This window comes from Pseudoalteromonas sp. Scap03, from assembly GCF_013393115.1.
Taxonomy (GTDB): Bacteria; Pseudomonadota; Gammaproteobacteria; order Enterobacterales; family Alteromonadaceae; genus Pseudoalteromonas.
On record NZ_VDEU01000001.1, the window covers coordinates 2,454,542 to 2,474,926 of the forward strand.

At 41.0% G+C, this 20,385-nt stretch carries 14 protein-coding genes; 4 read left to right on the forward strand and 10 right to left on the reverse strand.

What is annotated here, in order from left to right:
- Position 1 precedes the first annotated feature (1 nt).
- The 3 genes from FHG08_RS11155 to FHG08_RS11165 all read left to right on the forward strand — a co-directional run bounded on the left by FHG08_RS11155 (position 2) and on the right by FHG08_RS11165 (position 5,779).
- On the forward strand, positions 2-3,085 hold the full coding sequence (locus tag FHG08_RS11155) for an efflux RND transporter permease subunit (RefSeq protein WP_075169261.1): 3,084 nt from the start codon (positions 2-4) through the stop codon (positions 3,083-3,085).
- Positions 3,086-3,178: 93 nt separating this feature from the next.
- Positions 3,179-5,074 (forward strand): DUF294 nucleotidyltransferase-like domain-containing protein, encoded by a 1,896-nt coding sequence (locus FHG08_RS11160; protein WP_178956036.1) that lies wholly within the window; start codon positions 3,179-3,181, stop codon positions 5,072-5,074.
- Positions 5,075-5,077: 3 nt separating this feature from the next.
- Complete coding sequence (locus tag FHG08_RS11165) at positions 5,078-5,779, forward strand: 3'-5' exonuclease (protein ID WP_054200885.1); 702 nt, start codon at positions 5,078-5,080, stop codon at positions 5,777-5,779.
- Between the two features lie 77 nt (positions 5,780-5,856).
- Here FHG08_RS11165 and FHG08_RS11170 read toward each other — a convergent pair whose 3' ends face one another.
- The 4 genes from FHG08_RS11170 to pxpB form a co-directional block, all read right to left on the reverse strand.
- On the reverse strand, positions 5,857-7,437 hold the full coding sequence (locus tag FHG08_RS11170) for a BCCT family transporter (RefSeq protein ID WP_010389940.1): 1,581 nt from the start codon (positions 7,435-7,437) through the stop codon (positions 5,857-5,859).
- 777 nt (positions 7,438-8,214) lie between these two features.
- Positions 8,215-9,882: an asparagine synthase B gene (gene asnB / locus FHG08_RS11175; RefSeq protein WP_178956037.1), complete on the reverse strand. Its 1,668-nt coding sequence runs from the start codon at positions 9,880-9,882 to the stop codon at positions 8,215-8,217.
- 320 nt (positions 9,883-10,202) lie between these two features.
- Positions 10,203-11,141: a biotin-dependent carboxyltransferase family protein gene (locus FHG08_RS11180; protein ID WP_055013294.1), complete on the reverse strand. Its 939-nt coding sequence runs from the start codon at positions 11,139-11,141 to the stop codon at positions 10,203-10,205.
- Positions 11,134-11,793 (reverse strand): 5-oxoprolinase subunit PxpB, encoded by a 660-nt coding sequence (gene pxpB, locus FHG08_RS11185; protein WP_178956038.1) that lies wholly within the window; start codon positions 11,791-11,793, stop codon positions 11,134-11,136. The genes FHG08_RS11180 and pxpB overlap by 8 nt, the downstream gene beginning before the upstream one ends.
- A 443-nt stretch (positions 11,794-12,236) precedes the next feature.
- Here pxpB and msrA point away from each other — a divergent pair, with 443 nt between their 5' ends.
- Entirely contained in the window at positions 12,237-13,544 is a 1,308-nt protein-coding gene (msrA, locus tag FHG08_RS11190; protein WP_178956039.1) for a peptide-methionine (S)-S-oxide reductase MsrA, read from the forward strand.
- A 650-nt stretch (positions 13,545-14,194) separates the two neighbouring features.
- Here the strand turns inward: msrA and FHG08_RS11195 are convergent.
- The 6 genes from FHG08_RS11195 to FHG08_RS11220 form a co-directional block, all read right to left on the reverse strand.
- Complete coding sequence (locus FHG08_RS11195; RefSeq protein ID WP_010389946.1) at positions 14,195-15,073, reverse strand: LysR family transcriptional regulator; 879 nt, start codon at positions 15,071-15,073, stop codon at positions 14,195-14,197.
- A gap of 247 nt (positions 15,074-15,320) precedes the next feature.
- Positions 15,321-15,977 (reverse strand): 3-oxoacid CoA-transferase subunit B, encoded by a 657-nt coding sequence (locus tag FHG08_RS11200; RefSeq protein WP_008114705.1) that lies wholly within the window; start codon positions 15,975-15,977, stop codon positions 15,321-15,323.
- Positions 15,978-15,992: 15 nt separating this feature from the next.
- Positions 15,993-16,691 (reverse strand): CoA transferase subunit A, encoded by a 699-nt coding sequence (locus FHG08_RS11205; RefSeq protein ID WP_008114703.1) that lies wholly within the window; start codon positions 16,689-16,691, stop codon positions 15,993-15,995.
- A gap of 28 nt (positions 16,692-16,719) precedes the next feature.
- Positions 16,720-17,619: a hydroxymethylglutaryl-CoA lyase gene (locus FHG08_RS11210; protein WP_178956040.1), complete on the reverse strand. Its 900-nt coding sequence runs from the start codon at positions 17,617-17,619 to the stop codon at positions 16,720-16,722.
- Between the two features lies 1 nt (position 17,620).
- Positions 17,621-19,603: an acetyl/propionyl/methylcrotonyl-CoA carboxylase subunit alpha gene (locus tag FHG08_RS11215; RefSeq protein WP_178956041.1), complete on the reverse strand. Its 1,983-nt coding sequence runs from the start codon at positions 19,601-19,603 to the stop codon at positions 17,621-17,623.
- An 8-nt stretch (positions 19,604-19,611) separates the two neighbouring features.
- The gene (locus FHG08_RS11220) at positions 19,612-20,382 is read right to left on the reverse strand and encodes an enoyl-CoA hydratase/isomerase family protein (protein ID WP_010389950.1); all 771 of its coding nucleotides are present in this window, start codon (positions 20,380-20,382) and stop codon (positions 19,612-19,614) included.
- Between the last annotated feature and the right edge of the window lie 3 nt (positions 20,383-20,385).

The following is a 20,385-nucleotide window of genomic DNA, read 5'->3' on the forward strand; positions in this document are numbered from 1 at the left end:
CATGAAACAGCAACCTATGATGCAAGACTTGCCGTCTATGGCAATTCGCCGCCCTGTACTTATTGTGGTGCTTAATTTATTAATAATTATTGCCGGTATCGCCGCTATAGCTGGCGTAGAAGTGCGAGAGCTTCCTGATGTAGATAGGCCGCGTATTACGGTATCAGCTTCGTTTCCAGGTGGTTCCCCAGAAACCGTTGACACTGAAGTCACCAGCAAACTTGAAGGTGCTGTTGCCCGTGTGAGTGGAGTTAAATCTATTCGTGCACAAAGTGAAGAAGGCAGCTCACGTATTGTGGTTGAATTTAGACCTGGTGTTAATCTGGATGATGCCGCTAATGAAACACGCGAGTCAGTTTCGCGAGTGCAAAGAGAGCTCCCAGAAGAGGTTGAGCGTGTATCTATTATAAAAGCCGATAATGATGCTGAGGCGGTCGTATCACTCACCGTATCAAGTGAGAGTTTATCGTTAGAGGCATTAACCGAGCGAGTTGATGTTGACTTAGCACCACAGTTTTTAACTATTCCCGGTGTTGCTGATGTGCGCTTAAACGGTGATAGAGAACGAGTGCTTAGAGTACGTATAGATCCGCTTAAGCTCAGTAGCTTTAATTTAACTATTCCTGATGTTGCTGACGTTCTCAGGCAAGCTCCCTTTGATGTGCCTGCAGGAAGTTTAAAATCAAACGATCAGCAAATCATTGTGCGTGCTGATGCTACCTCGGTCACACCAGATCAAGTCGGTGATATTATCATTCGTGGTGATACCCGTATTAGCGATATTGCTGCGGTATATTTTGGCCCGGCAGATCCACGCTCTATGGTTAGGCTCAATGGTAAACCCGTTATTGGTATGGAAATTATCCGCCAAGCGCAATCTAACACCATAGAAATATCAGATGAAGTTCTAAAGCTTATTGAGGGAATGCGTGAACGCTTTCCTCAGATGGAATTTACCTTAACATCAGATGATGCACAATTTATTAGAAGCTCAGTGGATGAAGTTATTAACTCATTAGTGCTGACAGTGCTGCTAGTGATCATTACTTTATGGGTATTTATTGGTTCTTGGCGCGCAACCTTAGTGCCCGCATTTGCCATTCCGGTTGCCTTGATAGGCTCGTTAGCACTGATATGGGCACTGGGTTTTTCCATTAATATTTTAACCTTACTCGCATTGGTACTTGCGACTGGTTTAATCGTTGATGATGCGATTGTGGTGAGTGAAAACATTCAACGCCAGCGTGGATTAGGCTTAGGCAGGCGTGCCGCTGCGGTCGTTGGCACCCGTGAAGTATTTTTTGCCGTTATTGCCACCACGGCAGTGTTAGCAGCTGTGTTTGTTCCCATCGCTTTTTTACCATCAACAGCAGGGCGTTTATTCAGAGAGTTTGGCGGTGTTCTTGCCGGTGCAGTGATCATATCAAGCTTTGTTGCGTTATCGTTAGTGCCGGCACTTACCTCTAAGCTTAAGCTTAAGCAAGGCGGTTTTCATCCATTTGCTAAGTTTGGTAACGTACTTGCTAATTTATATACCAAAACAATTCATAAAGTTCTCGATCATGCGTGGCTTACTTTTATTGCCTGTTTATTAGTGGCAGGCGGCTCAGGTGCATTGTATATGAGCTTAGATAACGAGCTATTACCAACAGAAGATCGCGGTAAAATTAGAATATTTGCTCGTGGGCCAGATGGCGTAGGCTTAAACTTTATGGACAGGCAAGCCATTAAAATGGAAGACACCTTACTGCCTTTCGTTGAAAGCGGTGAAATTGAATCTATTTACACAGTAGTTGGTCAATGGGACCCTAATATTGTGTTTATTACTGTGCCTTTAAAACACTGGGATGAACGCAACTTTAGTCAACAAGAAATCATCAATAAAATTCGTCAGCCTTTAATGAATATTCCTGGAGCACCCGCATACGCAGGGGGGGCTAATAGTTTAAACTTACGTGGCCAAGGTGGCGGAATCGAAATTGCTTTGCTGGGGCAAGATTACCTTGAAATATTTAAAGCTGCACAGCAGTTTTCAGCAGATCTTGAAAAAGCAGTACCTGAAGTTGCACCGGTTCGCGTATCGTATCAGCCATCGCAACCACAACTTCGCGTCAATATAGACAGACGACGCGCAGAAGAACTCGGTGTATCGTTAAGTGATATAGCCATTACCCTAAGAGCTGCCATTAATGGCGACGATATAGCCGATTTAAATATTGGCGATCAGTCAATACCAATTATGTTACAGGCTCAAAATCAAACCATTAATGACCCCAGTGATTTAGCAAATTTATATGTAAGCGCCCGCGATAATCAATTAGTACCGCTCAGTAGTGTCGCTAATATTACAGAGGAAGGCGTAGCTGCAGAGCTTGAGCGCCATGCTCAGCGACGTGCCATAGAATTAAGCATGGAATTACCCGAAGGTTTAACTATTGCCACACTGGTAGAGCAAATAAAACAAGTGTCTGAGCAATCATTACCAGCAGGTATTACTTTAGCGTTTAAAGGGGAAGCTCTGACATTTGAAGAGACCTCAAACGAAGTATTAATGACCTATGTATTGGCATTTTTAATTGTATTTTTAGTATTGGCAGCACAATTTGAAAACGTTAACAGCGCCATTGTGGTGATGATTACTGTGCCATTTGGTATTACATCCGCTATTTTAGCACTGTACTTAACCGGCACATCACTCAATATTTATTCGCAAATTGGTCTGGTAATGCTTATTGGTTTAATCGCTAAAAATGCAATTTTATTGGTCGAGTTTGCTGATCAATTAAGAGATAACGGGCTTAGTGTTCGAAAAGCGGTTGAACAAGCTGCACTGGTACGCCTACGACCCATTACCATGACCTTAATTTCTACTTTATTGGGTGCATTACCGCTTATTATGTCAACAGGTGCGGGCGCTGAGGCGCGTAATGCGATTGGCTGGGTAGTGTTTGGTGGACTAGCATTAGCGGTATTGTTTACGCTTTATTTAACACCGGTGATTTATTTAGGACTTGCACGTTTTACCAGCCCTCGCGGCGATGAGTCAAAACAATTAGCGCAGGAGTTAGAGCAAGTAGATAATTAATCGCTAACTATTTACGTAAATTGGCTATTTTTCTTTGAAAAAATAGCCAATTAGGCTCACAATTCAACTAGATTCACGCCACAAGGATTCCCTATGCAGGCCGAGCAAGTTGAAATAGCCCAATTTTTAGTTGAACATCCCCCATTTGATACGCTTCCTACTGAGGCATTGAACGAATTAGCAATGCAAATAGAGGTTGCTTACTTCCGTGCCGAAACTGATATCCTGCATTTAGGGCAAGATATTAGTGACTTGTATATTATTCGTAGTGGCTCAGTTGAGATTTCACGCCGTAATGGTGAACTCTATAACCGCTTAGCTACAGGCGGTATTTTTGGCCAAATGGGTTTATTGATGAACCGCAAAGTGCGGTTTCCAGCTCGTGCACTTGAAGATACCTTAACGTATTGTATTAATGTTAATACCTTCAACGAATACTGTGATAAATACGAAACCTTTGCTGACTTTTTCGAAGTGGATGGCAACGTACGCTTGCACCAAGCAATAGTAGAGCAAGCCGACAGCAATGATTTAACCACCGCAAAAGTTAAATCATTATTACATCGCGATGTAGTCACTGTTACTACACAAACCCCCATACAAGACGTCGCGTTTTTGATGACACAAGAATCGGTCTCTTCAGTACTTGTTACTGATATAGAAAAACAAATAAGCGACGATCCAGAAGAGGATGACGGTCAAGTCGTCGGGATCATCACAGATAGAGATATCCGTACCAAAGTTGTTGCCCAAGGACTTACGTTTGATACGCCGGCGAAGGAGGTAATGACCTCAGGTTTGGTTTTGCTCGATAGTAACTCTTACGTTTTTGAAGCTGTTTTAGCCATGCTCAGAGATAACTTACATCACTTGCCTGTGGTACATAAAAAGCGACCAATAGGGGTGATATCGCTATCTGATATTTTACGCTATGAATCACAAAGTAGCTTATTGTTAGTACGCGGTATTTTAGCTCAACAATCGGTTGATGACTTAGTTCATTACGCCCGCCAATTACCTAATGTGTTTGTGCGTATGGTAAACGAAGATGCTAATTCGCATATGATAGGGACCGCTATGGCAGTAATAGGACGTACCTTTAAACAGCGCCTATTAGCCCTAGCAGAAGAAAAATTTGGCGAGCCGCCCATTCCTTATTGTTTTATTGCGTTGGGCTCAATGGCACGTGATGAGCAGTTAATTGTAACCGATCAAGATAATGCACTGATTTTAGATAATAGCTTCAATGAGGCATTGCACGATGAGTATTTTCAAAACTTATCAGACTTTGTGTGTGATGGCTTGGCTAAGTGTGGCTATACCTATTGTGATGGTGAAATTATGGCCTCGTTTAAAAAATGGCGTATGACCCGCGAACAATGGCAAGAAAAATTTGCTAGCTGGATGGCCGAGCCCAAACCGCAAGCACTGCTCAATAGCTCGATATTTTTTGACTTAGATGGTGTGTGGGGTAAGTTAAAATGGGCCGATGAGCTTAAAACGCTGGTGGCAAAAGAAAGCAAAGTAAATAAACGCTTTTTAGCTAACCTTGCTGCTAATGCTCGCAATCGAACGCCACCATTGGGATTTTTTAACGGCTTTGTACTTGAGCACAATGGCCAACATAAGCGCTCAATGAACTTAAAACGTCGTGGTACAGCGCCGCTATCTGATGTGGTTCGCGTTCATGCATTAGCCGTCGGTTCACGTAAACAAAATTCGTTTGAGCGCTTAGAGGATATTATCGAGGCTAACTTATTACCCAAAGGCAAAGCACAAGATTTGCGTGATGCATTTGAATATATTGCCACTGTACGTATTCGCCATCAGGCATGGCAGATAGAGCAGGGGGAAGCGCCCGATAATGATTTAGACCCGCATTTACTCTCACCATTTGAGCAAAGTAATTTAAAAGAAGCTTTTGCGATTTTAGAAAAAGCGCAAAGCTTTCTAAAGTTTAGTTATTCTGCTCATTCAGGTGTGAAATAAGTTATGGCTAAATCACCGTTAGATTGGCCACGTCGTTACGAGCAGCTTTTACATAGTGCGCAAAACTCGTTGCTTAAGGAGTTTTATAAGCAGGCATTTACCAATCAGACTGCTCCACTTAAAGATGTACCTTTTGTGGCGCTAGATTTTGAAACAACAGGTCTGGACGCTAATACCGATGATATTGTTAGTGTGGGGTTAGTGCCTTTCAATGTTAATCGTATTTACTGTAAAGAGAGCCACCATTGGGTAGTACAACCACGACGAGATTTGAGTGAAGAGTCGATTGTTATCCATGGTATTACCCACTCAGAAGTGGACGAAGCTCCCGACCTCAATCGAATTTTAGCCCCACTTCTTGATGCACTTAAAGGGAAAGTGGTGGTGGTGCATTATGCCGCCATTGAGCGCCACTTTTTTTATAATGCGCTGCTCACACGTATAAAAGAAGGGATTGAATTTGCTCTAGTCGACACTATGGAAATTGAAAGGCGAGCGCTTAGAGCGCGTCAAGGGCTACTAGGTAGGCTATTTAATACAAAACTAGGCTCATTACGGTTAAGTGATACAAGGGAGCGTTATTCCTTGCCATTGTATCAAAACCATAATGCACTGACTGACGCTTTAGCCACCGCAGAATTACTGCAAGCTCAGCTGAGTTATCATTATCGGTTAGATACGCCACTAAGTGAAATTTGGCTTTAGCGAAACGTTATAAAATATTATAGGAAAAATAGAGTAAAAAAAACGCCGCAATTAGCGGCGTTTTTTAATGTAGGGTGTTATTTAACTGGGCGAGGCTCAGTTCGTAAACCTAAAATTAAGCTTACACACATTAATAGTAAAACAATGGTAAACGGTAGACCGGTTGAAATAGCCCCAGCTTGTAGTGCTTCAATCGCTTGAGTACCACCAATCCAAAGTAATGCAGCAGCAATTGCGCCCTCAACAGTAGCCCAAAAAATACGCTGTGGTACCGGTGCATCAATTTTGCCACCTGCTGTGATTGAATCAATTACAAGTGATCCTGAATCAGAAGAAGTAATAAAGAATACCAGTACTAATACAATAGCAATGAAAGAAAGCACACTCGCCATTGGCATTTCATCAAGCATTTGGAACATCGCCATAGGGACACTTGTTAGACCGTCAGTCCCAAGAGCACCAATACCATTAACTACTTGGTCAATTGCGATGCCACCATAGATAGACATCCACAGGATAGTAACCGCTGTTGGAATAAGTAATACCGCGGTTAAAAATTCACGGATTGTACGACCACGCGAAACACGCGCAATAAACATACCTACAAACGGTGACCATGAAATCCACCAAGCCCAGTAGAATACTGTCCAACCATGCATCCATGTTTCATCTTCACGGCCATGTGGGTTACTCAATGGAATAATGTTCTCTACATACCCCATTACCGTGTTAGGGATATTACCCATAGAGACCGCAAAACCAACTAAACATACAAATACTAGTAATACTAAAGCAATGAGCATATTTACGTTACTAAGTAATTTAACGCCGCCATCAATGCCTCTAATAACAGAGACGACTGCTAGTAACGTAACACCTGTAATAACCAGAATTTGTGAACCTACGCCACCTTCAAAACCAAATACATGATTAATACCGGCAGAAGCTTGTTGTGCACCTAGCCCAAGTGACGTTGCTAAACCAAATAAGGTTGCTAATACAGCTAAAATATCAATTATGTGACCAGGCCACCCCCACGCTTTATCACCTAAAATTGGGTAAAAAATCGAACGAATAGAAAGAGGTAAGCCTTTATTGTAAGTAAAAAATGCTAACGAAAGCGCAACTACAGCATAAATTGCCCAAGGGTGAAGACCCCAATGGAACATAGTTGCACCCATTGCCATTTTCGCGGCTTCTGGTGTGTTAGCTGTTACATTGAGCGGCGTTTCATACCAACCAGTGTAGTATGCGACTGGTTCAGCAACCCCCCAGAACATTAAGCCAATACCCATACCTGCAGCAAATAACATTGCCAGCCAAGAAATACGAGAATGCGATGGTTTAGCATCGTCACCGCCTAAGCGGATATTGCCATATGGTGAAAAAATTAAAACTAAACAAAAAATAACAAAGAAGTTGGCAGCCCACATAAATAAGCCGTCAAAATTATTAATAATATCGGTTTTGATACCATTTAGTGTTGTTTTAGCTACTTCGGCATCTGACACTAGTACGGCGATTAAAAAAAGTGCTATTAACCCTGCACTGATCCCGAATACAGGGTTATGTATATCAAATCCCCACTTTTGTACGTTGTCTTGACCTACGGTGTAGTCCGTATTATCAATACTGTACTTGTCATGATTCTCGCTCATGCAATACCTCATTGGTTAATGAAACAGGTTGGCTTAATGCCAGTTTTTTTATAGTTCACTGTATTCGTCTTATTAGATTTATAACTAAAGCTAATAACACGAATAGTTAGAAGACTAACTAATTTAATTGCCCATCATACCTTTACTAATAGGGGAGTTAAATATTAAATGCAAAAGATTTAACACTTTGGCAAAACTTTAAGCTACTTTTGTCTTTTTATTGTACATATCTGGCAGCTGAACAAATGATAACTAATGTGTCAGCTAATTATTTTATAGTCGTATATAGCATTGAATGCAAAGCTAAGTGAATGAATATTCGGCTTAATCAGACAAGTAAATAACTAAAAAACGCTATTGAATACGTAAAAACTAACTCAGCGTTTTAAAATCACTATTAATTTATTAAATGATTTTTTAATGACATTTTAACTATGTTTTTATGATTTGGGGTAATGAGCTAGATAGATATTTTTCATGAGGTTAATGAAAAAGCGAGATTGAAATAGTTTTTATAAAAAGCGACTAAATCTTACTGTTTAAACTAAATTGGTCAAAGGTTTATCTCACCTTTGCGATTTAATTTATAAAAATGGCAAAGAAACGCTGCGCTTGTAAAGAAGTGACAAACAACAGTGATTAAACATAAATGATTAAATTGAATGGTTTTGATTTCTTATTCACTTCTTTTAGTGGAATAAAATTTTCAAGAAATTATTCACAAAGACAGCGAAGAAAAGCTGCAGTTTTTAACCTGCAGCGTAGATAGGGGGGTAACTATTTTTTATATGCTTCATTGTGGACGCCTGCGGCGCGTCCAGATGGATCCGCATTGTTTTGAAATGATGCATCCCACGCCAGTGCTTCGGGGGTTGAACATGCTACTGATTTACCATGTGGTACACAGTTAGCAGAGGCATCGCCCGGGAAGTGCGATTCAAAAATACGGCGGTAAAAATACGCTTCTTTTGAATCTGGCGTGTTAATTGGGTATTTAAATTTAGCATTCGCTAGTTCTTGATCCGTTACTTGCTCATTCACATACTCTTTTAAAGTATCAATCCAGCTGTAGCCAACACCATCAGAGAATTGTTCTTTTTGACGCCATAACACTTCGTCTGGAAGGTAGCCGTCGAAGCCAGCACGTAAAATATGCTTTTCAATTTTTTCGTCTTTACACATTTTAGCTTCTGGGTTGATGCGCATTGCAACATCAACAAATTCTTTATCTAAAAATGGCACGCGTGCTTCAACACCCCAAGCAGCCATTGATTTATTAGCACGTAAACAATCAAACATATGCAGTTTTGATACTTTACGGTTTAGCTCTTCATGAAACTCTTGTGCATTGGGTGCTTTATGAAAATATAAATAACCACCAAATAATTCATCGGCACCTTCACCTGAAAGTACCATTTTAATGCCCATAGCTTTAATTTGGCGTGCCATTAAGTACATAGGGGTTGATGCACGAATAGTGGTTACATCGTAGGTTTCAATGTGATAAATCACTTCTTTAAGAGCATCAATACCTTGTTGAATAGTAAAAATAATAGGGTGGTGAATAGTACCTATCATATCAGCCACTTTTTGCGCTGCTGCTAAATCGGGAGAGCCCTCTAAACCCACTGAAAACGAGTGCAGTTTAGGCCACCAAGCGTCACTTTCGTCGTTGTCTTCAATACGTTTTGCAGCAAAATGTTGAGTAATAGCTGAAATAACCGACGAATCTAACCCACCTGATAGTAATACACCGTAAGGTACGTCACACATAAGCTGGCGTTTTACCGCGGCTTCTAGAGCATCTTTTACATCTTCTGCCTTGGCATCGTTGTTTTTAACTGCGTCGTAGCTTTGCCAATCACGTTGGTAGTACGGTGTTAATTTACCGTCTTTGCTGTAAAGGAAATGCCCCGGTGGGAACTCCTCAATATGTTTACAAATAGGTGAAAGCGCTTTTAGCTCTGATGCTACATAAAAGTTGCCATGCTCGTCGTGGCCTGTATACAGCGGAATAATACCAATGTGGTCGCGACCAATTAGATAAGCATCTTGCTCTTCATCATATAAACAAAAGGCAAAAATACCATTTAAGTCATCTAAAAATGCAGGCCCTTTTTGTTTATACAGGGCTAAAATAATTTCACAATCTGACTGGGTTTGAAAATCAAACTCGACTTCTAAATTAGCGGCAAGCTCTTTGTGGTTATAAATTTCGCCATTTACCGCTAAAATATGCGTTTTTTCTGGGTTGTATAATGGTTGCGCACCGCTTGATACGCCTACTATTGCTAAGCGTTCGTGTACTAAAATTGCTTTGTCTGATGAATACACCCCTGACCAATCAGGCCCGCGGTGGCGAAGCAGTTTGGACATTTCGATTGCCTGAGCGCGTAACTGGCTGGGATCCGATTTAATATCAAGTACGCCGAATATTGAACACATAATTTTTCCTCATTCCTATTAAGTGCCTACGATAGCGAGTTTGCTAAAGACTAACCTTGTTTTATCAGAAATAAATACCTAAGTCACATGGCTTTTTTAAAATAATAAGAATAATTTATGCACCAAATAGATTGGCGTTGCACCAATGTGGTGATATTGGCAAGGAGATTAAAATGCAATGTGCAATTTTTAATTTAAAATTACGTTAAAGTTAAATTAAATTGCAACAATTAGTTTGCCTTGCACCAAGAAAGTGCAAAGCGAAAAATAAATAAATAGCGGTTGAGTTACTCAGTGAGTGAGCGTGAGTGCACTATTAATTAATCCCAGTAGCGGCTTAAACTCAGCTTAAGTTGTGCTAGGTGAGCATCGAGCTTATTTTTTGCAGCATTTGCTTGCTCAAGTGATACAAATTCAAAGGTGATTGGATCAGCAGTTCTAAATTGTGCAAACTGATGTAAGTCGGCTTCTATCACATGCGCTATTAAAGGATAACCCCCCGTTGTTTGCCCGTCATTTAATAACACTATAGGATTGCCATCAGGTGGAAGCTGTATGCTCCCAGGTGCTACGGCTACAGAGGGCAATGAAAGTGTATGTTGCATAATATCAGCATTTTTATGGTCCAGGCGTACGCCCATACGATTACTATTTGGATTAATAGTAAATGCGGTATCACAAAAAGCATTAATGCACTCGGGTGTTAGTAGCTCATAATGAGGACCAACATGTAAACGGATAATATTACGTTTAGGTGGGGTAAGAGCGCCCTTATTACATAACCATGGTTTAGTATAAGGACTTATGGCTAGCACGTCGCCGCTTTGCAGTGCACGGCCATTAAAGCCTCCAATGGCTGCCCCTAAATCGGTAGATTTAGAACCCATAACCTCTGGGCATTCAATACCGCCTTTTACTGCAATATAAGCACGGGAGCCACCACGGCCAGTTGCAAATTTAAGTGTTTGCATTGCTTTTATTGGGTAACTCCAGCCTGGATAAAGTGGGTGTCCATCAAGGGTTGCTTTGAGGTCGGCTCCATGAAGGGCAATAACGGTATCACACTGAAATTGCAGTTCGCATAAACCCACGGTTAATTCCAGCACGGCAGCGTTGTCGGTGTTATTTAATAAACGGTTCGCAATAATGTGAGCATAGGTATCAAGGCTGCCTGAGCGGCTTACCCCTAAATGTCGAAAACCCACACGGCCTAAATCTTGGATTGTTAGTTGAATACCGCTCTTGATTACTTTAATCATTGCTTACTCCTTTTACAGGCACAAACTCTATGGTATCGCCAGGTTTAAATAAGCAAGGATTAGCCGCTTTAGAATCAAATAAGCAGGCATCAGTGTGAGCTATAATATGCCAACCACCTGGCGAATCTTCAGGGTAAATACCAGTTTGGTCTGCTCCAATAGCAATTGCGCCTTTAGGTACACTCACTCGCGGGTTATCGCGCCTTGGGGTAAATAACCGTGAGTTGAGCCCATGTAAATAAGGAAAACCGGGAACAAAGCCTAAAAATAGAACGTGATATAACTCTTTACTATGTAAGTTAATCACTTCATCAATTGTGAGTTGATGATAGTTAGCTACGTAATCTAAATCTTCACCTTGGTAGTAGGTATTAATTTGGTGGTGCTGGCTATCAAACGGGTAATCATCCACTTCCTCCCATAACTTAGCTAAGGTGTTGTGCCATTTATGGAGCATTTCTGAAGACTTTAAATACAAAGTTAATGAGTTCATAGCCGGTACTAAATCAAAAAACTCATTACTATTTTTACAGTGCTGGGCTAACGCCCAAAGCTTTTTTTGCGTCGCAAGTATGTGTGGTTCGCTGTAGTGAGAAACATCAAAAAGCAGGCTAGAGTTCGTTAAAATTTTTATACTAGGAATCATGCTCATACCGATAACTCATTAATATTAATTACATTTAAGCTATCACAGTCGCTGTACTATTACGATATTAATAGACAAACTCGGATCGAATGTACTCTCTCATCCGTAAAGTTTTGTTGTGTGTGAAATTTATTCTTGGGTTTACAGGTCTGCTTTAGGGTCTGTTGACCTTTGCGGATTAAAATTGTTCAAACTAGGAGCGGTTTAATCGCGGCGCGAGGTTTGTAACCTAGTGGGCTAAGTAAAAACCGAGCAACAAAGAGTAAATCGCTCCTAGGCAGAACCCTTCGGGCAGCGCCTGTTTGGCATTGATGCTGCGTTATCGCCTATTTATGGGGAATAACCACACCACATAGGCTCTGCCTTGCCTAAACACCAAACAGACTGCTGCAAATTTAACCTTGGAAGGTCAACAGACCCTAGAGTAACTAAAACTAAGAGGTAATCGTATGTTTAAGGGGGTAATATTACCGGGATTTGCCATTGTGGGCTTGCTTAGTGCGATGAGCGCAATCTCGTCAGATGAAGTAGCTAAACCCAGTGATTTAAATGCAACCATGCATGTAGAAAAGCTAGTGCTTGGCTCAGGTTGCTTTTGGGGGGCAGAAAAACGCTATGAAGCACTTAATGGGGTACTCGATGCAGAGTCGGGTTATGCCGATGGGCATGGGTTTAAACCAACCTACAGGAATATAACTAAGCTATCGCGTCGCTTTGATGAAGATAACTACGCTGAAGTGGTGCAGGTTACATTTAATAGCAATATTATTTCGGCAAAAGAGCTGCTGAAAAATTATTACGAAAGCCACGATCCGACTCAAAAAAACCGCCAAGGTAATGATGTAGGCACACAATATCGCTCTATTATTTTAACTACAAGTGACGAGCAAGCAAATACCGCGATTGCTGTAACACAGCAGTACCAGCAGTTACTCACCGAAGCAGGTTATGGAACAATAGCTACACAAATTAAGCCACTAGAGCAATTTTATTCTGCTGAAGAATATCATCAAAATTACCTTGAAAAAAATCCAAACGGTTATTGCCCAGACCATTCAACCGGCGTTGTTTTTAGTCAAGATGAAAAGCAGCAGGTTGATAACACTGCATTGTCGACTGGCAAACAAATTGTTATTTTAGACTCTCGCGATTACTGCCCTTACTGTGAAAAATTTAAAGCGGCGGTAGCTAATGACTATAAAGGCACAATACCAATGACATTTCGCCATGCTGATCAGCTAAATGGCTTAACCATCAAATCGGCTACCTGGGCTACACCCACCATACTATTTTTAGAAGATGGAGTAGAAGTGTATTCTCGCCAAGGCTATATGGATGCCGAGCTGTTTTATAAAGCGCTAGGTGCATTTAAACTCGGTGACAGTGAAGCTTATAAAGTAGCGTTTAACGCTAAAACCGACAGCCCATATTGCAAAGAATACGCTATTTTTAAAAACACCCCCGATGGCATTTTTATCGACAAACTCAGTGGTGAACCCTTGTTTGATACCCGCGACAGATTTAATTCGGGTACTGGCTGGTTGTCGTTTACACATCCTGTAAAAGACAGCGTAACGCAGCATGAAGATAACAGTTGGGGAATGCAACGTATTGAGCTTAAATCTAAAAGTACCGGGATTCATTTAGGGCATTTATTCCCGGGTGAAGGGCCAAATGGTCAAGATAGATATTGTATTAATGCCACTGTATTAGAATTTGTTGCTCGTGAGGAAATAAACAGATCAGATGATGTTTAAGCTAATTAGCAAATAGGCAAATTTAAAGTAAAAAAAAAGCAGCGATACTTAAAAAAGGTCGCTGCATTTCAATTGACAACATCTTCACACACAATAAAGATTCGGGGGGTTGTATTAGTAATAACTAATGCTGAATTATTGTTGCTGATGTGAATGTAAATAAAAACAACTCAAGCTCAGTCACCACCGAACTTGAGTTGCTTTTTACACTGACAACATCTTCACACACAATAAAGATTCTTATATTTATTGGCGGGTGTAAGCGTAAAATAAAAACAACCCAAGCTAAGTCACCACCGAACTTGAGCTGTTTTTTACACTGACAACATCTTCACACACAATAAAGATTCTTTTTTACTAGCTTGTTGTTACAAACTAATTAAATTTGGTTTCAGTAACGCGTTTTATTATTTTTGGTCGTTGCTGATTTGTTGAGTTAACTTTAGAGCTTTTACTCAATTTCGACAAGCGATAAAAACAAAACTAATAAGTGAAAAAAACTAATCTATAAATTCAGTCAACAAGGAGTTGCTCAAGTGGTTGATAATGCGGTTATATTTTGTTTTTTGAGATTTACGTGAGACACGAAAAAAATATTTTAAAAAGGTCGTAAATAATAAAACGCCCATAAAAGGGCGTTTTATTAATAGTCACTTTGTTTGTCTGAAGGTGTTAATTACCCACTTGGCAAATAAGTCGAGCGGGTGGTTTGCCGTACTAGAGCCGTGTTGTACCAAGTAGTATTTATCTTTGGTAGTAAGGGGTTGTTCAAACAGTTTATAGAGCCATTGCTCATCCAGCCAGCTTTGGCTAATTGGTAGAGGAATAAGTGCAATCCCCATTCCTTGCTGCGCCGCTCTTGCTACACCAAACATACTATCTATTTGAATAATTTGCGTTGGTGAAAAGTCATCAATCCCAACTTTTTCTGCCCACTGATGCCAAGCCCAAGGGCGTGCTTTATGCACAATAAGCGGCACTTGATTAAGCGCTTGGCAATGATCGTTTTGCCATTGTTCAAGCAGTTTTTTATTACACGCTGGAATATATTCTAAATTAAATAACTCAGTAGCCAGTCCATCAAGCGGTTTACTTGAAGATAAAATTATAGATAAATCACTTTGGCGAGTCAGCTCTTTGCGCGTTTTGAGGGTATCCATGTGTAAATTAATATTAGGGTGCTCGCTGGTCCATTCACTGAGCTTAGGCATTAACAATTCACTGGCAAAAAATTCGGGCAGGGTAATGGTTAAGTTTACATTTTGTTGTAACTGACTAAATTCATTAATGGTGCTCTCTAGCATATTTATAATTGGATAAATTGCTTCAAAAAAGTTTTTACCTGCAGGCGTTAAACTAATAGAGCGAGTTTGTCTTTGAAATAAATCAATGCCTAGCTGCTCTTCTAGCTGTTTAATTTGGTGGCTTACAGCCGAGGGCGTTAAGTAAAGCTCTTTAGCAGCATGTTTAAAACTTAAGCTTTTTGCGGCAAAACAAAAAGAGCGAAGGCCGCGAATAGGTGTTTGCATGGTATCCAGTATAAAGTTATTTCAATCGCCTAGTAATAGGCAATAATTAAACCAAAAATAAAAACTAACTATATCAGCAATTTATTTATTTTATTAGGTCGAATTCACCTAAGTGGTGCGTTAAATTGTCACTATAGTGCAAAAACTAAAATATAGACAAAAAAAATCCCTCTTACGAGGGATTTTGGGTAACTCAGCGCCATTGGCACTGGGAATGAGGTCGGTACAGGGTGAAATTATGAGTGGTTTAAAACACCATCTCAGGAATATCACCATTAACAAGCAATTTACCTGCCGTTTTGCTAATAATTTCATCAACTGATACGCCTGGTGCGCGTTCTAGTAAATGAAATGCGCCGTCTTTTACTTCTAGAACGGCTAAATCAGTAACTATTTTTTTAACACAGTTAACGCCCGTTAGCGGTAACGTACAGCTTTCTAATAACTTAGAGTCGCCGTGTTTACTGGCATGGGTCATGGTAACAATAATGTTTTTTGCACCTGCGACTAAATCCATCGCTCCGCCCATGCCTTTAATTAATTTTTTAGGGATCATCCATGAGGCTATAGAACCGTTTTGGTCTACCTCAAACGCGCCCAGAACGGTTAAGTCTACATGACCACCCCGTATCATGGCAAAACTATCTGCACTATTAAATATAGCTGCACCGGTAGCTGCCGTCACGGTTTCTTTACCCGCGTTGATCATATCCGCATCAACAGTGGCTTTAGTAGGGTATTCGCCCATGCCTAAAAGACCATTTTCGGACTGTAGCATAACTTCTATGCCATCGGGTACATAGTTTGCGACGAGTGTCGGAATACCAATGCCCAAATTAACATAAAACCCATCTTGTAACTCTTGAGCTACGCGCATTGCGACTTGTTCACGTGATAATGCCATTGTTAGTGCTCCTGCTTAATCTCGTGTGGTAACACGTTCAATGCGTTTTTCAAAGTTACCTTTTATAACGCGGTTAACAAAAATTCCTGGCGTATGTATTTGGCTTGGCTCAAGTTCGCCTGGCTCAACAATTTCCTCTACTTCTGCAACGGTAATTTTACCCGCAGTAGCCGCCATTGGATTGAAGTTCATGGCTGTATGACGAAATACTAAGTTGCCGTAGCGATCCGCTTTCCATGCTTTTACAATAGCGAATTCACCGGTAATTGACTCTTCTAAAATATAAGGGCGACCATTAAACTCTTTTACTTCTTTACCCTCAGCAACCGGTGTGCCGTAACCTGTGGCTGTGTAAAAAGCAGGTATTCCTGCACCACCAGCACGCATTTTTTCAGCAAGAGTACCTTGTGGCGTAAGTTCTACATCAATCTCGCCACTTAGTAGCTGCTGTTCAAACAAGGCATTTTCGCCAACGTATGAGGCGACCACTTTTTTAATTTGCTTGTCGTGCAGTAACAGCCCTAAACCAAAGTCATCAACACCACAGTTATTGGAAACAACGGTTAATTCTTTAGTTTGCATTTTTTTAATTTGGGCAATTAGACCCTCAGGGATACCACATAAGCCAAAACCACCGGCTATTATTGTATCGCCGTCTTTTAAACCTTCCATTGCAGCTTCATAACTAGAAACTACTTTATCAAAACCGGCCATGAGTCACTCCTCATTCTGTGCTATTTAATTATTGTGCGTGTAATGCTGCAGAAACCTTGCTAGCAGGTTGTTTGTTCAGTGCACTCGTAATTTGCCAACCTGCCTCAGCAAGCCTTTGTAAATCAATTCCATGCTCAATGCCAAGTCCTTGCAGTAAGTATACAACATCTTCGGTGGCAACATTTCCTGACGCGCCTTTGGCATATGGGCAGCCACCAAGGCCGGCAACAGCACTGTCAACCGTTGCTATACCAAGGTTTAGAGCAGCGTAAATATTTGTGAGCGCTTGCCCGTATGTGTCATGAAAATGTACAGCAAGTTTAGATTTATCAATATGTTTAAGTAGCAATGTAAGTAGCTCTATTACTTTAGCGGGTGTGCCAACACCTATGGTGTCACCTAGGCTAATTTCATAACAGCCCATTTTTAAGAGTTTAGCAGCAACAGCCAGTACAGTATGAGGGTCAACATCTCCCTCATACGGGCAACCTAACACACAACTTACATAACCGCGTACGCGAATGTTATTCGCCTTTGCAAAAGCCATAACTTCACTAAAACGCGCCAAACTTTGCTCAATAGAGCAATTAATATTTTTTTGGCAAAATGCTTCGCTCGCTGCGGTAAATATTGCAAATTCTTTAATACCTACAGCATCTGCTGCCTCTGCCCCTTTTAAATTAGGGGTAAGGGCACTGAGATTAACCTCAGGTAAATAAAGTGCGCTTATTACTTCACTAGAGTCTTCCATTTGTGGCACCCATTTAGGTGAGACAAACGCACCAGCTTCTATGTCTTTTATGCCTGCAGCGGCGAGTGCGTTAATAAGCGTTATTTTATCAGCAGTTTCTACAGCGGCTTCATTTTGAAGTCCATCTCTGGCGCCCACTTCAACAATGCGCACTGCTTTAGGTAATAATGAACTCATATTAAGCGGGTTCCTCTGCAGTTGTGTCTTCAACTATGGCCAGTAAAGCGCCATGGCTTACCAGTTCACCCTCAGCAAAACAGTAACTTTTTAATACGCCATCATGTGGGGCATTAAGCGTGTATTCCATTTTCATTGCTTCAATTATAACCACTGCATCGCCTTTAGTAATGGTGCATCCCACCTCTAACAAGTGTTTAACTACAGTACCATTAAGTGGCGCAGCAAGGGGTAATGCCTCATTTTCATGTGAGCTGATGAAATGTTTATCAACACATTCAAACTTAGTTTGCAGTGCTTGGTTCATTACAGTAATGGCATTATCAACGTGGCTAACATGCGCAGTGTGTTTAGCGCCATTAATCGATACGTTGCAGTAGCCATTAGTTAACTCACCTTGCACTTCAAAGGTGTTGTCATTAATAGTCATGCTATAGCCCTGCGCGGTTTTTATTGCGTTTAAGGGGGTATCGCTAAATGGAATGTTAACTTCTTGCGGCGCATTTAAACTAAACCCATGTAATTGTTGCCATGGATTTGCACTACTTGTATTGCTACCAAGTGATGCTAAATACGCAAAACCTGCAATTAAGCGGCTAGTTTGTAATAAAGAAGGGTCAATAGTAACTAACGCTTCACCTTGCTCTGCAATAAAGTGGGTGCTTGGAGCACCTTGTTTAAAGCGTGGATGAATCGCTAAATTATATAAAAAGCTGATATTAGTGCTAAATCCGGCTAAATGAAATTGTGTTAATGCTTGTTGTAAACGCGAAAGTGCTTGGTCGCGGTTATCATCATGAACAATAAGTTTGGCAATCATTGGATCGTAATACGGGCTTATTTCATCACCTTGGGCAATACCAGTATCAATACGTACATATTCACTGTTAGCCGGCGTAAATAGTGCCTCAATAGTGCCAGAGCACGGAATAAAGTCATTACTTGGATCTTCAGCGTAAATACGTGCTTCAAAGCTGTGGCCTTGTAGCTGAATATCTGCTTGCGCTAAAGGTAACGCTAAACCACTGGCTACATTAATTTGCCAATTAACTAAATCAACGCCTGTGACCATTTCGCTAACGGGGTGTTCTACTTGCAAGCGAGTATTCATTTCCATGAAAAAGAACTCATCACCACAAAGTAAAAATTCCACAGTGCCAGCGCCTCGGTAGTCTATGGCTAGGGCACATCGTACCGCGGCTTCGCCCATTTCTTTTCGCAATGAGTCTGATAAACCGGGGGCAGGCGCTTCTTCAATCACTTTTTGATGCCGACGCTGCAATGAGCAATCACGATCACCTAAATACACACAGTTGCCATAGTTATCAGCAAACACTTGTACTTCAACATGGCGTGGTTGGTCAACATAACGCTCAAGCAAAACCAGATCATTACCAAAACCGGCAATAGCTTCACGCTTAGCGCCTTCTAATGCGCTTATAAACTCACTGGTTTTTGAAACAATACGCATGCCTTTACCACCGCCACCAAAGGCCGCTTTGATAAGCACAGGGTAGCCAATTTTTTCAGCCTCAGCTTGTAAAAAGCTAGGGTCTTGTTTATCGCCATAATAACCTGGCACCAAAGGAACATTAGCGGCTGCCATAATTTCTTTTGCACGGGTTTTAGAGCCCATAGCTTCTATGCTACTTGCTGGTGGCCCAATAAAGGCAATGTTATTGGCTTCACAAACATTAGCAAATTCGCTGTTTTCAGATAAAAATCCATAACCAGGATGAATACAATCGGCGCCACTCATTTTGGCAACGTTTAGTATTTTATCAGCAACTAGGTATGAGTCTTTACTCGGCGCTGCACCAATATGATAGGCTTCATCAGCCATTTTCACATGTTGAGCGTTTTTATCTGCATCTGAATAAACCGCAACCGTGGTCAAGCCCATTTGCTTTGCTGTTCGCATAATACGACAAGCAATTTCTCCGCGATTAGCAATCAGAATTTTTTGTAAGTGTACTGTGTTCATAATGCGTCCTAGAGTTGCCATTGGGGAGGGCGTTTTTCAAAAAAGGCAGTTAGACCTTCTTGACCTTCGTCTGATACACGAATTTTGGCTATACGTTCTGCAGTGAGCGCAATTATTTCGTTATCGATTTCTTTGTTTGCCACATCATTAATAAGCGCTTTAGCTGCTTTAACCGCTACCGGGCCATTATCTATCAGCGTTTGTAATAGGTTATCCAGTGCACAGTCTAAATTCCCTGTAATTTGGTGAACTAGCCCCAGCTGTTTAGCCGTATGCGCATCAAATACTTCAGCCGTTAAGAAGTAACGACGAGCAGCGCGTTCACCAATAGCTTTTATTACATAAGGGCTTATAACAGCAGGAATTAAACCTAATTTAACTTCACTTAAACAAAATTGAGCGTCGTCTTTACTGAGCGCAATATCACAGCAAGCAATTAAGCCCAATGCGCCACCAAATGCTGCGCCTTGTACCGCACAAATAGTAGGGTGTGGGCTTTGTGCTAATACTTGCATTAGTTTAGCCAGCTGCATCGAATCGGCCAAATTATCGTTATAGTTGTTATCTGCCATCGATTTCATCCAGGCTAAATCGGCACCGGCTGAAAAGTGTTTACCCTCAGTTTTTAATACAAGGGCACGAATATCGAGCGTATTAGCATGTTCAATACATTGAATAAGCTCATGGATAACGTCGCTATTAAAGGCATTGCGTTTTTCTGGGCGACTTAAAACAAGTACAGCCACATTAGATTTTGTTATTTGTAGTGTTACTGACATTTT

Bases quoted from the DNA above. Each gene is read 5' to 3' on its own strand.
- FHG08_RS11155 (WP_075169261.1), top strand. From the start codon at position 2: ATGAAACAGCAACCTATGATGCAAGACTTGCCGTCTATGGCAATTCGC.
- FHG08_RS11160 (WP_178956036.1), top strand. From the start codon at position 3,179: ATGCAGGCCGAGCAAGTTGAAATAGCCCAATTTTTAGTTGAACATCCC.
- FHG08_RS11165 (WP_054200885.1), top strand. From the start codon at position 5,078: ATGGCTAAATCACCGTTAGATTGGCCACGTCGTTACGAGCAGCTTTTA.
- FHG08_RS11170 (WP_010389940.1), bottom strand. From the start codon at position 7,437: ATGAGCGAGAATCATGACAAGTACAGTATTGATAATACGGACTACACC.
- asnB (WP_178956037.1), bottom strand. From the start codon at position 9,882: ATGTGTTCAATATTCGGCGTACTTGATATTAAATCGGATCCCAGCCAG.
- FHG08_RS11180 (WP_055013294.1), bottom strand. From the start codon at position 11,141: ATGATTAAAGTAATCAAGAGCGGTATTCAACTAACAATCCAAGATTTA.
- pxpB (WP_178956038.1), bottom strand. From the start codon at position 11,793: ATGAGCATGATTCCTAGTATAAAAATTTTAACGAACTCTAGCCTGCTT.
- msrA (WP_178956039.1), top strand. From the start codon at position 12,237: ATGTTTAAGGGGGTAATATTACCGGGATTTGCCATTGTGGGCTTGCTT.
- FHG08_RS11195 (WP_010389946.1), bottom strand. From the start codon at position 15,073: ATGCAAACACCTATTCGCGGCCTTCGCTCTTTTTGTTTTGCCGCAAAA.
- FHG08_RS11200 (WP_008114705.1), bottom strand. From the start codon at position 15,977: ATGGCATTATCACGTGAACAAGTCGCAATGCGCGTAGCTCAAGAGTTA.
- FHG08_RS11205 (WP_008114703.1), bottom strand. From the start codon at position 16,691: ATGGCCGGTTTTGATAAAGTAGTTTCTAGTTATGAAGCTGCAATGGAA.
- FHG08_RS11210 (WP_178956040.1), bottom strand. From the start codon at position 17,619: ATGAGTTCATTATTACCTAAAGCAGTGCGCATTGTTGAAGTGGGCGCC.
- FHG08_RS11215 (WP_178956041.1), bottom strand. From the start codon at position 19,603: ATGAACACAGTACACTTACAAAAAATTCTGATTGCTAATCGCGGAGAA.
- FHG08_RS11220 (WP_010389950.1), bottom strand. From the start codon at position 20,382: ATGTCAGTAACACTACAAATAACAAAATCTAATGTGGCTGTACTTGTT.